This is a genomic window from Halomonas sp. SpR1 (assembly GCF_031010175.1).
Taxonomy (GTDB): domain Bacteria; phylum Pseudomonadota; class Gammaproteobacteria; order Pseudomonadales; family Halomonadaceae; genus Vreelandella.
In genome coordinates this window covers 153,853-168,813 of record NZ_JAUAMB010000002.1, presented here as the reverse complement: position 1 = coordinate 168,813, position 14,961 = coordinate 153,853, and the positions used below count along the sequence as shown (strand labels likewise).

The window sequence follows — 14,961 nt, the reverse complement described above, 5'->3', positions numbered from 1 at the left end:
CGGGCTAGCAAAGCTGGGTTATGGTCATAAAAGCTGGGTTACAAAAACGAGCACGTCGTTGCGATTACAGCGTGCAAGACACACAGCCTTCCACCTCAGTGCCCTCTAGCGCACTTTGACGCAAGCGGATGTAGTAAAGCGTTTTGATCCCTTTCCGCCAGGCGTAAATCTGCGCCTTGTTGATATCCCGAGTGCTTGCAGTGTCCGGGAAGAATAGCGTTAGCGATAGACCTTGATCGACGTGCTGCGAGGCTTCCGCATAGGTGTCGATGATCTTTTCCGGGCCAATTTCGTAAGCGTCCTGGAAGTAGTCGAAATTGGCTTCGTCCAGGAACGGCGCCGGGTAGTAAACACGCCCTAGCTTGCCCTCTTTGCGAATCTCGATTCTCGCCGCCACCGGGTGAATACTGGAGGTGGAGTTGTTGATATAGGAGATCGATCCTGTTGGCGGCACCGCCTGCAGGTTACGGTTATACAAACCGTGAGCCATGACCGAGGCTTTCAGCTCCTGCCAATCGTCCTGGGTCGGTAGCGCGATACCACTGCGCTCAAACAGCCCACGTACTTTATCAGTACGCGGCAGCCACGCTTGGTCAGTGTACTTATCAAAGAAGGTGCCCGAGGCGTAGGTGGAGTCTGCAAAGCCTGCAAAGGTGTCCTTATGTTCAATCGCCAAACGGTTCGACGCCCGGATCGCATGGAAGGCAACGCAATAGAAGTAGATATTGGTAAAATCCAAGCCTTCATCAGAACCGTAGTAGATATGCTCCCGCGCCAAATAGCCGTGCAGGTTCATCTGGCCCAAGCCGATCGCCCGGGACTTAGCATTACCTTCGGCAATCGAGGGTACGCTGCGCAGGTTGCTCATCTCTGATACGGCGGTGAGACCGCGAATGGCAATTTCTACGCTGGTGCCGAGTTCGCCTGAGTCCATCACCTTGGCAATGTTCATGGAACCCAGGTTGCAAGAGATATCCTGGCCAATATGGCGATAGCCCAAGTCGTCGTCATACTCGGTAGGCGTATTCACCTGAAGAATTTCCGAGCACAGATTGCTCATGTTAATGCGGCCAGCAATCGGATTGGCACGATTAACCGTGTCTTCGAACATCAGGTAGGGGTAGCCCGATTCAAACTGCAATTCGGCCAACACCTGGAAAAATGCCCGGGCGTTAATCTTGTGCTTACGGATACGCGCATCGGCGACCATTTCCTGGTACTTCTCGGTGACGCTGATATCGCCAAACGGTACACCGTAAACACGCTCTACATCGTAGGGCGAGAACAGGTACATATCGTCGTTGCGCTTGGCAAGTTCAAAGGTGATATCCGGAATCGTCACGCCCAGGGAAAGCGTTTTGATACGAATTTTCTCGTCGGCATTTTCCCGCTTGGTATCCAAAAAGCGCAGAATATCAGGATGGTGGGCATTCAGGTAAACCGCCCCGGCGCCCTGACGCGCGCCCAGCTGGTTAGCGTAGGAGAAGGCATCTTCCAGCAGCTTCATAATCGGGATGATGCCCGACGACTGGTTTTCAATCCGCTTGATCGGCGCGCCTGACTCACGAATATTGGTGAGCAGAAATGCCACGCCGCCGCCACGCTTGGAGAGCTGAAGCGCCGAGTTTATCGCCCGGCCAATCGACTCCATATTGTCTTCAATCCGCAACAGGAAACACGACACCAGCTCGCCGCGCTGCTGCTTACCGCAGTTCAGGAAAGTGGGTGTTGCGGGCTGGAAACGGCCGCTAATAATTTCATCCACTAGCGACTTCGCCAGCGTTTCGTCGCCCCGCGCCAGGGTCAGTGCCACCATGCAAACGCGGTCTTCGTAACGCTCTAGGTAGCGCTTGCCATCAAACGTTTTTAGCGTGTAGCTGGTGTAGTACTTAAAAGCGCCCAAAAAACTGGGGAAGCGAAACTTATACGCATAGGCCTGCTCGAACAGCGCCTTGATAAAGGCGAAACTGTACTGGGCCAGCATTTCTGCTTCGTAGTACTGCTCTTCTACTAAGTAATCGAGCTTTTCCTCTAACGAGTGGAAAAACACTGTGTTCTGGTTAACGTGCTGCAAAAAGTACTGGCGAGCCGCTTCGCGATCTTTATCCAGCTGTAGCTCGCCATTGGCCCCGTACAGGTTGAGCATGGCATTGAGGGCGTGGTAATCCAGCGTGCGCGCTTCAGAAGTAGCCGCAGGCCGTTTTGCCTCAACATTTTTAGGGGCTAAATCTGTAGAGGCTGTGTCTTTAGAGGCTAGGCTTGTCGTTTCCAAAACTCTTCTACTCCTTTGCGGACGTTGGCCACGTCGTCGTCGGTGCCAAACAGTTCGAATCGATACAGCAGCGGCACATTGCACTTTTTGGCGATAATGCGGCCAGCAAGGCCATAGGCTTCGCCAAAATTAGTATTGCCCGCTGCAATGACCCCCCGCAGGAGGCTCCGATTATGCGTATCGTTGAGAAAGTGGATGACCTGTTTGGGCACCGCCCCCTGCTCACTCCCCCCACCATAAGTGGGGGTAATTAAAATATACGGCTGGGTGACACGTGGAACAGGCTCGTCTCGATTCAGCGGCAGTCGCTTTGCGGCAAAACCAAGCTTTTCTACAAAACGATGGGTATTGCCTGACTTAGTAGAGAAGTACACCAAACTGCCGGCTGCAGGCTTAGGTGTGCAACTTGCCAGCATTGGAATGACTTAAGCCAGTGCCTGAATACGGTCTGGACGAAAACCCGACCAATGGTCTTCGCCGACTACGACAACGGGAAGCTGGCGGTAGCCCAGCGCTTCGACTTCTTCTTGAGCACCGGATTCAGCGGTAATATCGATGACGGTGTAATCAAGCCCCTGCTTGTCTAGCGCACGGTAAGTCGCAGTACACTGAACACAAGCTGGCTTGCTATAAATTTGGATTTCCATGGTTATTTTCCTTTTCATAGCGGCATTTTTCGGGTAGAGCACATCTAGTGCCTGCCCTCTCTAAAAGATACGACGCATACTATATATAGACCAATGAAAAATCAATTCAAGCATATGTGGTATTTTTCATCCACAGGATATTGACAGCTAATGCCCAACCCTGCCCCTAAAACACTGCCCCCAGGCAATAAAAAACCGCCCACTAAAAAGTGGACGGTTTTTTCACAGCGCCGCAAAGCGGCGCGGCTAGCGGGTCATAGCAATATTAGCTAATCGCAGCTTGGTAACGACGCTCAACGTCTTCCCAGTTCACAACGTTAAAGAACGCTGCAATATAATCAGGACGCTTGTTTTGATACTTCAGGTAGTAGGCATGTTCCCAAACATCCAGACCCAGCAACGGCGTGTTGCCGTGCATTAGCGGGCTGTCTTGGTTCAGGGTGTTTTCTACTACCAGCTTCTTCTCAGGCGTCAGAGAGAGCCATGCCCAACCACTGCCGAAACGGCCCACGGCGGCTTTTTTGAACTCTTCTTTAAACGCTTCCAGACCGCCCAGTTCAGCGTCGATAGCCTTGGCTACATCGCCCTGGGGGCTGCCACCGCCGTTTGGCGACATCATCTGCCAAAACATGGAGTGGTTCGCGTGGCCGCCACCGTTATTGATAACGGCTTGGCGCTTGGCTTCTGGAACGCGATCCAGATTAGCGACCAATTCTTCAACAGGTACATCTTCAAGGCCTGTGCCTTCCAGAGCAGCGTTCAGGTTGTTGATGTAGGTCTGATGGTGACGAGAGTGGTGAATTTCCATCGTCATCGCATCGATATGCGGTTCGAGAGCGTCATATGCGTACGGCAATTCGGGTAATGTATGTGCCATATCATCATCTCCTTGAGTGGCTTTCGTTGCTTTCACTTACCTATGTGCGGTCAGTCCGCAGCTTTTTCAACCACCGGGGTGGTTTTTCTTACCTTTTGCCTCAGTACTTTAGTCAACTATTGCCAGTTTACCTAATAGGTCCAGCACAAAAAAGCCGACTTCTGGCGAAGCCGGCTTTTAGGACTGAACTGCTCAACCGCTTACAGCTTGCTCTCAAGCTCCGGCAGAATCTCAAACAGATCACCCACCAGCCCGTAGTCGGCGACCTGGAAGATCGGCGCTTCGTCGTCTTTATTGATCGCGACGATCACCTTGGAGTCTTTCATACCCGCCAAGTGCTGGATGGCACCGGAGATACCCACGGCAATGTACAGATCCGGCGCGACGATCTTGCCGGTCTGACCGACCTGCATATCGTTGGGCACAAAGCCTGCGTCCACCGCGGCGCGGGAAGCACCAATGGCGGCGCCCAGCTTGTCGGCAATGCCGTCGAGCAGCTTGAAGTTCTCACCGTTGCCCATGCCGCGACCACCGGAGATCACCACCTTGGCGCCGCCCAGTTCGGGGCGATCCGACGCCGCCAGCTCTTCTTTAACAAAGCTGGACTGGCTGTTTTCAACCACCACATCGACGGCTTCCACGGGGGCATTGTTCCCCTCGCCTACCGCGTCAAAGCCGGTGGAACGGATGGTAATGACTTTTAACGCGTCGTCGCTTTTCACCGTCGCAATGGCGTTACCCGCGTAAATCGGGCGCTTGAAAGTATCGGCGCTATCCACGGCGATAACATCCGACAGTTGGCTAACATCTTTTAGCGCCGCTAGCCGCGGCAGCACGTTTTTGCCGGTGGTGGAGGCACTAGCGAGTACGTGGGTGTAATCACCCGCCAGTTCGACCAGCAGCGCGCCCATGGGCTCAGCCAGTTGGTGGGCGTAAACGGCGTTATCCGCAACGCGCACTTTGTTCACGCCGTCGAGTTTTGCAGCCGCCTCGGCCGCCGCCTGAACGCCTTCACCGGCAACGAGAACATCAATATCGCCGCCGATCTGTTGGGCGGCCGCAATTACGTGGGCCGTCGCACCGGCCAGTTGGCCTTCATGCAGGTCGGCAAGTACCAAAATGCTCATAAAATCAGCTCCTTCAAAAGCGCTTTTCTCAAAGAACTTGTCTCAATGTCCGGGGATAAACAACCGACTTTAGAGAACTTTGGCTTCGTTTTTCAGTTTGTCGATCAGCTCGTCTACCGAGGCGACTTTAACGCCGCCCTTACGCTCCGCTGGCGATTCGACTTTTAGCAGGCTCACCTTGGAGGCCACCTCGACGCCGTAGTCGGCGGGGGTTTTCACATCCAGGGGCTTTTTCTTGGCTTTCATGATATCGGGAAGCTTGGCGTAGCGCGGCTCATTCAAACGCAGGTCGGTGGTGACAATCGCCGGCAGCGTCAGGGCGATGGTCTGCAGACCGCCATCGATTTCACGGGTGACGTTGACTTTGTCACCGTCAACCGCAACCTCTGAAGCAAAGGTGCCCTGGGGCAGGCCAGTGAGTGCCGCCAGCATCTGGCCGGTCTGGTTGTTGTCAGTATCGATCGCCTGCTTGCCGAGAACGACCAGGCCGGGCTGCTCTTCTTCGACCACTTTAGCCAATAATTTGGCCACGGCCAGGGATTCAGCGCGCTCGTCGGTTTCGATATGAATGGCGCGATCTGCACCCAGCGCCAGCGCGGTGCGCAGTTGCTCTTGGGCGGCCTTGGGGCCAACGGTGACCGCGACCACTTCCGTAGCGATGCCCTTCTCTTTCAGGCGCACCGCTTCTTCCACGGCAATTTCGCAGAACGGGTTCATGGCCATTTTGACGTTGGTAAGGTCGACGTCCGAGTGATCCGCTTTAACGCGAATTTTGACGTTGTAGTCGATGACGCGTTTAACCGCGACGAGTACTTTCATAGGTTCCTCGCTTGGCTTGTCGTAAAGCCGTTACCCTGAGACGGCACCCGCCCGGCGGATACCCCTTTTTAAGACGTGCATTGAAGGCTTCTGGTATCTCTCAGCAATGATCTGCCTGCCTCAATGCAGGCGCTACCAACAGAAATGGCGGCGCTGCTAAACTCATCTCATAAAATTCAATCAAGCGTTTGATAGGCACGCAATTGAAAAACCCTATCAATTTGCCATAGCCTGCCATAAAGCGACAACATCTAATCCTTAATCATTCACTACGGCCTTAGTCGTAGCAATGAACGGGAGGGGATGAAGCATACTGCCAATAAATACTCCTTTCGCCATCGTAGGCGTGACCTGACGCAGGTATTATGCCTATCATGGGGCATAACCAGAAGCAAACGACCGTTTTAAATTAAGATCAACTTCTTATAAGCTAGTTTCGTAGCGTTACCTTTAGATTAGCTTTGCAAAAGTTGACGCTTAAAAGAGAGTAAGGAGAAACCGGGTGGAAACTGTTGAACGCGATGTAATGGACTTTGATGTCGTCATTGTCGGTGCGGGCCCATCCGGGCTTTCCGCTGCATGCCGACTAATGCAGCAAGCCAACGAGGCTGAGCAAGAACTCACGGTGTGTGTGGTTGAGAAAGGCTCAGAGGTTGGCGCGCACATTTTATCCGGCGCGGTGTTTGAACCACGCGCCCTGGCTGAGTTGTTTCCTGATTGGGAAGAGCGCGGCGCGCCGTTGAATACCCCGGCGATTCGCGACGATGTTTTTTTGCTCAAGGACGCCGAAAAAGCACAGAAAGTGCCCAACGCCTTAGTGCCCAAAAGCATGCACAACACCGGCGGTGACCTTACCCGCTATGTGATCAGTGCGGGCAACCTGTGCCGCTGGCTGGCCGAACAGGCAGAAGCTCTCGGCGTTGAAATCTTTCCAGGCTTTGCCGCTCAAGACGTCATTGTGGAAGATGGCGCCGTACGCGGCATTCTGATTGGCGATATGGGTGTCGCCGCCGATGGCACTCCCAAAGATGGCCATATGCCGGGCATGGAGCTACGCGCCAAGTACACGCTGTTTGCCGAAGGCGCGCGAGGGCATTTGGGCAAGCGGTTAATCAAAGACTTCTCACTGGATGCAGGTCGCGACCCGCAACACTACGGTATTGGCCTTAAAGAGCTGTGGGATGTGCCTGCTGACAAGCATGAGCCTGGGCTCGTGTTGCATGGTTCAGGCTGGCCATTAGAGAAAAATGCCCACGGCGGTTGGTTCCTTTACCATGCGGAAAACCAGCAGGTGGTTGTGGGTTTGATTATGGATCTTGGCTACCAGAATCCATGGCTTTCTCCCTTCGACGAATTTCAGCGCATGAAGCATCACCCGGTCATTAGCCAGTACCTGGCAGATGGTAAGCGCGTAGCTTACGGCGCGCGGGCAATTACCAAAGGCGGCTTTAATAGCCTACCTAAAATGACCTTCCCCGGCGGCCTACTGATCGGCTGCGATGCGGGCACCCTCAATTTCTCCAAGATCAAAGGCCTGCATACTGCCATGAAGTCTGGCTTGGTTGCCGCGGAGAGCGTATTTGAGGCGATCAAAGGGGGCGATGAGGGCGCACAGGAACTAACGAGCTTCACTCAGAAATGGGAAGCCAGCTGGGCCTATCAGGAGCTTAAAGAGAGCGCCAGCTTTGGGCCCGCGATCCATAAATATGGCACCGTGGGCGGCGGAGCGTATAATTTTGCTCACCAGTTGTTGGGCAACAAGCTGCCTAATGTCCATGACACTGCCACCGACCACGGGGCCCTCAAGCCTGCGGCCGAGTTTGAAAAGATTAACTACCCCAAACCAGACGGCAAACTCTCCTTCGACAAGCCTACCTCTGTGTTTCTATCGAACACTAACCATGAAGAGGATCAACCGTGTCATTTGCGCCTGGATGATCCTGAGCTACCGATCCGTGAAAACCTGCCTAAATACGCAGAACCGGCACAGCGCTACTGCCCGGCAGGGGTTTACGAAGTAGTGGAAGATAGCGCGGGACAGCCACGCTTTCAGATCAACTTCCAAAACTGCGTGCACTGCAAAACTTGTGATATCAAAGACCCAGCGCAAAACATTACCTGGGTAGCTCCCGAAGGCGGTGGCGGGCCCAACTACCCTAATATGTAAGAAGAGTAGGTTTAAAACCTGCGCGCACTGCTTGCCCTACATTGGCTGTAAAGGGTAAGTAGTGCCTCTCTAACAAGTTCTCCAAGCTACTTCTTCTCCAGGCAGCTCTCCTCTACGGATAACGGTCTATAACTATAAAAGCCGTGGAAATGGTGACTGGAGGGACTGTGAATAAAGCGTGCCTGTTCATGGGAGGCGACCCCTTTCGCAAACACCTGGAGGCTGAGAAGCTGACCCAGCTCAATGACTGATGAAGATAACTGCTGGTCATGTCGCGTACCTGACAAACGCTTAACTAGACAAGAGCTGACTTTTAAAGCGTCTACCGGTAACACGTTTAAGTCAGATAAAGATGAATATCCGGTACCAAAATCGTCAACCACAATCCTCACACCCAGCTTTTTTATCTCTGCAAAAATACTCGCCGTACGGTTAACATCCTGCAGCAGCATGCTCTCGGCAAGCTCCAACTCAAGCAGCGTCGGATCCATGCCGGTCGCCGTTAATGCGTCGTTAACACTCTCAACAAAGCCATTGTCATAAAACTGGCGCGCAGAAATATTGACGGCCATGGTTAATGCGGGAAACCCTTCATGCTGCCAAAGCATGTTTTGCCTACAGGCATTTTCGAGCACCCATTGACCGATAGGCATTGCCAAACCACTCTCTTCAGCGAGGGTCATAAATTGCGCGGGCTCAAGCAGGCCAAGTGTTGGATGTTGCCAACGCAGCAGAGCTTCCATGCCAAGCGTGCTGCCTACTTCGATGTCATGCTTTGACCGAAAGAACAGCCTAAACTCTTGACCGGCAAGCGCCCGGTGCAGGCCAGACTCCAGGGTCAAGCGCACATCCACTTCCGCACTTAATTCATCGGTATAGAACTGGACATTGTTTTTGCCTAGTTGCTTCGCCTGATACATTGCCATATCAGCACTTTTCATTAATGTTTGCTCATCAAGCCCGTCAATCGGGTACAGCGAAACACCAATGCTGACCGAGACATGGCACTCTTGCCCAGCCAGCATAAAGGGCTCTCTAACAGCGGAGAGAATTTTTTTGGCTATTGGCTCAATCTGATCTCGTCGGCTGACCCTGCTCAAAACAATGACAAATTCGTCCCCTCCTAATCGAGCGACAAAGTCGCTTTCACGCACCGAAGCGGTCAGCCGTCTTGCCGCCTCTTGTAGAAGATGGTCTCCGGCATCATGCCCTAAGGTGTCATTGATTAACTTAAAGCGGTCAAGATCCAGGAAAAGGAGCGCAAAGGATTCATCATGGCGGGTGCCAAGCTTCACAGCCTGAGTAAGCAAATGACTCAAAAAGGCTCGATTAGGCAAATCGGTTAGCGTGTCATGGAAAGCCAAGTGTTCAACCTGCTGGGCGTGCGATACGCGCTCTTCCATTACCCGCTGCTGCGCCCGCTGCAGCTGCCAGCTCAGACGGGCGAGCATAGCCAGAATGATCAGCATCAGGCCACTTGTCCAAGCAGCCCGCTGCCAATATTTTCGCGCAAGCTGTTGAGCCGCGGCCAACTGCTCCTGCGCAGACAGCCCGACGACGATAGACAATGGGAAATCATACAGCTGGCGTACCAACGTGTAGCGCTCGACACCTTGCCAATGGGTCAGAAAGGGCGCACTTACAGCATCCAGAGTACTACTTTCCCAAGCCGTTATATCCATCAGTTCGCCTGAGTGGGTGGCCTCCCCGGTGCGCCTGACAAGTACGCTGCCATCGGTACCAACGAGTGCCAGCATCCCTTGCTGGCCCAGCGAACCCACTTCATAACTGCTCACAAAGTAATTCGCATCAATAGCAATAACCACCCACCCTGCCCCTGCCCCTGCCCCTGCCTCAGACTTTGACTCGGACATTAACGGCCGAGCAAAGCTCAGCTGTTTTGCTTGATAAGCATCCGTCTCCCACACTGCCAAGTAATCATCGCCCAGCACTGCTTGCGAAGGAGGCTTTAGGCGCTGCCCAAGCCGTCCTGAATCAGTCGTTTCAACAATCATGCCCTGCTCATCAACAATACTGATGGTGAATAGCAGTGCAGGCGGCAGTAACCGCTGTTCATGTAACACACCGAGCACGTTCGCGTGATCACTGCTATTGGCGGTGAAACGTACTAATTTCAGTGCCGTATCGATTTCCCGCAGGGCTCTGACAACACGTGCTTCATAGGTATCGGTCATTTCACTCACAGACAACTCAGCCTGGCGCTCAATGACCATACGCTCTTTATTGACTAAGAAATAAGTACTGCCCCATATAACCAGCAGTATCATAAAGGCCACTATGCTAAATAATACAAATGGCTCCACAAGATGATGTGACCACCGATTAATAAAGGTTCTGGATGGGCTGCCCTGTTCAGGGTCTGTTTGATCATCGAGGCTACTCAATTGTCACCACTCGCAAACGCTCATCAAGAAAAGAAGAGTCTATATAGCCTAGGGATTTTGCATCGCTGACTAACCGTTCTACCACTGCGCGACTGTTAGCAAGCGCCTGGGGCGGCTGCCCTCGCCCAGTGAATATCTGCCTAGCCCAATGCGCCTTGATCTGCGCGGGGGTTTGCCCCGTGTAGTGAGTGTAAAACTCACTTCTCACTGCCGTGCCTTCAGTCAGATCCAAGGGCACTACTTCTACGCCATTGATCATTAGCGTACGGCGCCCTAAATAAACATCTCTTAAATCGCTGCGGGTAAGACGAGTAACAGGCGCTTCAGCTGCTACAACTACCAATACTTCGGCTGAAGCTGGGAGATAAAACAAGCCCAGCCCTGCCGCCAATAACAGGTTGGACACCGATGCAGTAAGACGTTTAAGCATTGCCACTCTCCTTAAAACACAAAGTCGAGCGCAAGGCTGAACAAGTTAATACGTTCACCTGGGGTAAACTCGGGCTGTTGATTAATCAGCCCCCCGGATGATCCTGAACGCATGTCGATATGATCATACTGGGCCGTAAGAGCCATACCTGGCCTGAAATCCCAGCGAGCCCCCACCGTAATGCTCTCCTGCTGCATCCCGCTGGATATTAGCTCATTCAATATACCATTAAGTACTTGCGCGCCTTCTGCAAAGGGCGGTGGATAAAGGGCAGCATTCAACCCCGGCTCTGACGTATTACTGGTAACTTTTGCTCGCGCAACCCCCACATACGGTGTCCACTCGGCGATCCGATAGCCGAAAGTCATGTAAGCGCCTTCACCCTCCCCCAACAGAGACGGTGACGAAGAGCGCGCCCATTCGCCCATAACAAACCATGTGCCTGGGTCATAACTTGCCCCTAAATTCATTAGGCGCATACGCTTGCCGTCGACTTCGTAACGACTGGCCAGCTTTTCGCCAGACGGGCCAAAGAGGCGGTACGCATCGAAGAATTGGGTAAGCTCATCAGCGCTTACTTTCAGTTCGCCATAGCTGGCAAACAGAGTGGTATTACCCCAGTGAGTGCGGTGAGACACGCCCCATGAATCGCTGGCGTCGATACTTCCGGTTTGATACTCAACGCTGCCCCCACCAAAATTCAGCTGCAACTCATTGCTTGCGCTACCGTTCTGGTACCGATAGCGCATGTCTACGCCATCGAAATTGGCCACAGGCATTAAACGGTAAACTTCTTGTGGAGGCCTAATCCACGGGGTGGCGTAATTAACCTTCCGGTGCTCAGAGGTCATAAAAGAGCTCTGCACCATACGCCCAATGCGTAAGCTAAGATCAGGGGTAACGTCGTATTGAACATTCGCCCACTCAATAGCAGGCGCGAATGAACCATCGTATCGCTTCTCGCTGACCACCTGAACAACCGAGGAAATTTGCGGCGTCATACGCAGCGTAGCCTGGAGCCCTAAGCGGCTATCAACTTCAGCACTCCAGTCATCACTATAACCAGCACCTTCGGACGCAAAGGGGTCAGCAACGAAGTCAGCGTTTCGCTCATCAGAATGAACAACGCCCAGCGTGCCGAAACCATTAAATTCCAGATTAGGCAGACCGCTATCGGCAAGCAAGACGCCGCTTTGGGTGACGATCAAAATGGCGCAGAGCCAGGTGGCTTGCCTTACCATGCCCGTTCCCTATTTGATAAGTTATATGCTATGAGCTGTGGCGTATTAGCTCGGTAGGAGTGAGGGTATTAAATCGGCAGGGCCATGCTAAGTCAAACAACCCAAAAGCTTAATTCGACTGCAAATGTGAAAGAGTGTGTCTTGTCGTTGAATCAACTACTTACCCCGCAAGCGTTGAGCCATTTTCCAGCAACTCAATGGGTGCCCGGCGGGCAATAAGCCGCCTTCGCCCGGCCTGGTCAAAGCGCACATCAATCACGGGGTCGCTGGTACTTCCTTCTACAGCGGCTACTTCACCCTCGCCAAATACCGCGTGAAGAAGGCGCTGACCGGGGTAAAAATGGGCATCTCCCGAATAGCCTACTTTGGTCTCTTCAATCTGCGCTGGGGCTAGCGCAATATCGTCTCGCCCCAGCCGGGCTAGATAGCGCTTTACCAACTCCACCGACGCTACTTGCAGCGAATTCGCTGGCGCGCCGGCACTGGCCAAACAGGAGGCTACCCGCATACTGTCCTGCCAAGCGCTTTCGGCAATAAAGCGACTAGGGCGATGCACGCCGCCATCATGGAGCACTAACAGCTGCTCCTGGGCGCGGGTAATGGCGACATAGAAGAGCCTACGCTCCTCCTCCAGGCGGTCGTCACTGAGAGGGTTGTCGCGACTATAGTGAGGAAAGTCTTCTTCATTAACCCCGGCCACCGCCACCAGCGGCCACTCAAGTCCTTTGGCGCCGTGAACGGTACTGATCAGTATGCCGCCCGCCTGGTTCTCTACCGGGCGTTCCAATAGCTCAATAAAAGCGTCGGGGTCTTGCACGCTTTGTGCTTGTTCAATTAGCACGTCGAGTAAGCGTACATCCTCTTCGCCTTTATCCCGTCGTGCCGCCGCGCGCTTAAGCGTTTTTTCAGCATCAATGCTTTCCACCACATGGCGTAACAGCTTGGCGGGCGGCCATGCACTTAGCTGGGGCAGATCACAAAGCAGCACCCAACGTTTTTTTAGCGTACGCCGCTGTATTGGCTTTAACGCCGCCAACAGGGGGTCATGACGCTCAGGCCACTGCTGGGTAGAAGCCAACTGGTAGGCGAGCCGCTGCAGACGCTCACGGGCAACGAAGGGAGTCGGTTGTGAAAGCAGCAGTAACAGCTGTTGCGGGTCGCGCAGTAGATCAGGACGACGCGACAGCTTTAAATACCCCGCCAGGGCCTGAACCAGCGGTAAACGAAAAACAAACCGATCCTCGCGCTGAAGACGAAATGGAATCCCGGCTTGTAACAGTGCCAGTTGAAACGGCACTGATAGCGCCCAGCTGCGCACCAGCAGGCTGGCCTCGTTAAACGCTCGCCCCTGAGCCTGCCAATCTAACAACGCATCAAGCAGCAAACGACTTCCCTGCCCCACCGATACACGTGTCTCCGGGTTATTAGCTGCAGCAAGGCAAAGCTGGTTGGGACGACGCTGATTTGCGGCAATGGCATGATTAGCGGCCAGCGCTAAGGCATGGCCATGCCGAAAGGTAGTCGATAGTGGGTAGTCAGTGGCTTCGCCAAAGGTAGCGGTAAAATTATCCAGCATGGTGTCGGGTTTAGCGCCGCGCCACTCATAAATACACTGGTTGGCATCGCCCACTGCCATCACCTCGGCACGATTACCCACCAACACGGATAGCAGGCGCTGCTGAGCGGCGTTAATATCCTGATACTCATCAATAATGACATGGTCGAGAAACCCTTCCACGCGGCTTCGCAGGGCACTATCGCCCTCTAACGCCAACAGCGGACGATAGAGCAGATCGGCATAGGTCATAACGCCCTCGGCGTCTAATAGCCGCTCCGCTTCGGCAAACGCCGCTGGGAAGTAGTCGGTATCTGGGTCGAAATTTAGCCGCTCATAGAGTGCTTCCGGGGTGATCATTTCTGCTTTCACCAAGCCACAGAAGTGGGCCAAGGTTTCCAGCCGATCACCCTCTAGGGCAGCATCGCGGCGTTCGACAGCGTCACGCAGCACATTAAGGCTCGCTTGACGAAGCAGCCTTTCCAACTGCCAATCGGCGGATAGCAATTGGCGTGGCGCAAGTGCGCCCCAGCGGCACAGGCTCTGGGTCAAGCGGTGGCCCAGGGAGTGAAAAGTGCGCACATCCGGCAATGCCTGCCCAGTAGGTGCCATGGAGACTAACCGGCGCTGAAAATCATCCTTTGCTGAGCGGTTAAACATCAGCACCAGGATACGCTTTGGTGGAACGCCGCTGGCCAATAGATGCAGCACACGAGCGGCCATGGTAGTGGTTTTGCCTGCCCCGGCCACTGCCGCCACCCGCGCATGCCCAGCTTGATGATTGACGACAGCTTGCTGTTCAGCAGTTAACTTCACGGCGCCTCGCCAAGCAACTCATTATCAATCTGACCCAGCACAAACCACTGCCCGGCACTCGTTACCCCAAGCTCACTCTGGCCATTGCCAATATCACGGGCTGTAGCCGTCTCAACCAGCTGGTAAAAGACATTGCGGTGCAAGCGTGCAGCCAACCCGAAACGTACCGGCAATTGCGGCACAGCCTCACCTTGGGGGGTTGAGGTGACGGAAAGCGGATACTCGGCGTCCAAGCGCACGACGTCGTCAAACTGGGTGGTAAACCACCAAGCACCGTCATGGAAGTCAGCTTCCACCGCCACCAGCGGCAGGTCTTCGACCTCTATCCGCCAGCGCTCCCCCGGCGTGACCAGGCAGTACCCCTCATCATCCAGGCGCAGCAGCGTGGCCAATAGACGCGCCACCTTGGGTCGGGCAAACGGCTGCCCTTCGTGCCACCAGCTACCATCGGCGCGAATGATGATATTCATATCGCCAGAGAGCGCAGGCTGCCACTCATCGAGCGGTGGAATAGCGCCAGCGCACTCTTCATCTCCGCTACCTTGTTTGAGCAATCGATCAATGTTCATAACGCCCACCTCGTTTGAGCGTATTCAAGGCGCCTC

Annotated in this window: 12 protein-coding genes; 1 reads left to right on the top strand and 11 read right to left on the bottom strand. The window is 53.9% G+C overall.

Features of this window, described 5'->3' with window-relative positions:
- Window positions 1–64 precede the first annotated feature (64 nt).
- The 6 genes from nrdE to QT231_RS02520 form a co-directional block, all read right to left on the bottom strand.
- Window positions 65–2,170: a class 1b ribonucleoside-diphosphate reductase subunit alpha gene (gene nrdE, locus QT231_RS02545; protein ID WP_374694373.1), complete on the bottom strand. Its 2,106-nt coding sequence runs from the start codon at window positions 2,168–2,170 to the stop codon at window positions 65–67.
- Between the two features lie 83 nt (window positions 2,171–2,253).
- The gene (gene nrdI / locus QT231_RS02540) at window positions 2,254–2,688 is read right to left on the bottom strand and encodes a class Ib ribonucleoside-diphosphate reductase assembly flavoprotein NrdI (protein ID WP_308335356.1); all 435 of its coding nucleotides are present in this window, start codon (window positions 2,686–2,688) and stop codon (window positions 2,254–2,256) included.
- Window positions 2,689–2,697: 9 nt separating this feature from the next.
- Window positions 2,698–2,919 (bottom strand): glutaredoxin-like protein NrdH, encoded by a 222-nt coding sequence (gene nrdH, locus QT231_RS02535; protein ID WP_008956787.1) that lies wholly within the window; start codon window positions 2,917–2,919, stop codon window positions 2,698–2,700.
- A 265-nt stretch (window positions 2,920–3,184) separates the two neighbouring features.
- On the bottom strand, window positions 3,185–3,796 hold the full coding sequence (locus QT231_RS02530) for a superoxide dismutase (protein ID WP_308335355.1): 612 nt from the start codon (window positions 3,794–3,796) through the stop codon (window positions 3,185–3,187).
- 200 nt (window positions 3,797–3,996) lie between these two features.
- Entirely contained in the window at window positions 3,997–4,923 is a 927-nt protein-coding gene (locus QT231_RS02525; protein ID WP_308335354.1) for an FAD-binding protein, read from the bottom strand.
- Between the two features lie 69 nt (window positions 4,924–4,992).
- Window positions 4,993–5,742, bottom strand: a complete 750-nt coding sequence (locus QT231_RS02520) for an electron transfer flavoprotein subunit beta/FixA family protein (protein ID WP_308335353.1) — start codon at window positions 5,740–5,742, stop codon at window positions 4,993–4,995.
- Between the two features lie 502 nt (window positions 5,743–6,244).
- On the opposite strand from QT231_RS02520, the gene QT231_RS02515 reads away from it, so the two are divergent.
- Complete coding sequence (locus tag QT231_RS02515) at window positions 6,245–7,909, top strand: electron transfer flavoprotein-ubiquinone oxidoreductase (protein WP_308335352.1); 1,665 nt, start codon at window positions 6,245–6,247, stop codon at window positions 7,907–7,909.
- Window positions 7,910–7,995: 86 nt separating this feature from the next.
- Here QT231_RS02515 and QT231_RS02510 read toward each other — a convergent pair whose 3' ends face one another.
- From QT231_RS02510 to QT231_RS02490, 5 genes are all read right to left on the bottom strand, one after another.
- Window positions 7,996–10,197, bottom strand: coding sequence for an EAL domain-containing protein (locus QT231_RS02510; protein ID WP_308335351.1), 2,202 nt, complete (start codon window positions 10,195–10,197; stop codon window positions 7,996–7,998).
- Window positions 10,198–10,306: 109 nt separating this feature from the next.
- On the bottom strand, window positions 10,307–10,744 hold the full coding sequence (locus QT231_RS02505; protein WP_308335350.1) for a phosphate ABC transporter substrate-binding protein: 438 nt from the start codon (window positions 10,742–10,744) through the stop codon (window positions 10,307–10,309).
- Between the two features lie 11 nt (window positions 10,745–10,755).
- Window positions 10,756–11,985, bottom strand: a complete 1,230-nt coding sequence (locus QT231_RS02500; RefSeq protein ID WP_308335349.1) for a porin — start codon at window positions 11,983–11,985, stop codon at window positions 10,756–10,758.
- Window positions 11,986–12,145: 160 nt separating this feature from the next.
- Window positions 12,146–14,356 carry an ATP-dependent helicase gene (locus QT231_RS02495; RefSeq protein ID WP_308335348.1) on the bottom strand — a complete coding sequence of 737 codons (2,211 nt, stop codon included), beginning with the start codon at window positions 14,354–14,356 and terminating at the stop codon, window positions 12,146–12,148.
- Entirely contained in the window at window positions 14,353–14,925 is a 573-nt protein-coding gene (locus QT231_RS02490) for a DUF1285 domain-containing protein (RefSeq protein ID WP_308335347.1), read from the bottom strand. Before QT231_RS02490 ends, QT231_RS02495 begins: the two co-directional genes overlap by 4 nt.
- Between the last annotated feature and the right edge of the window lie 36 nt (window positions 14,926–14,961).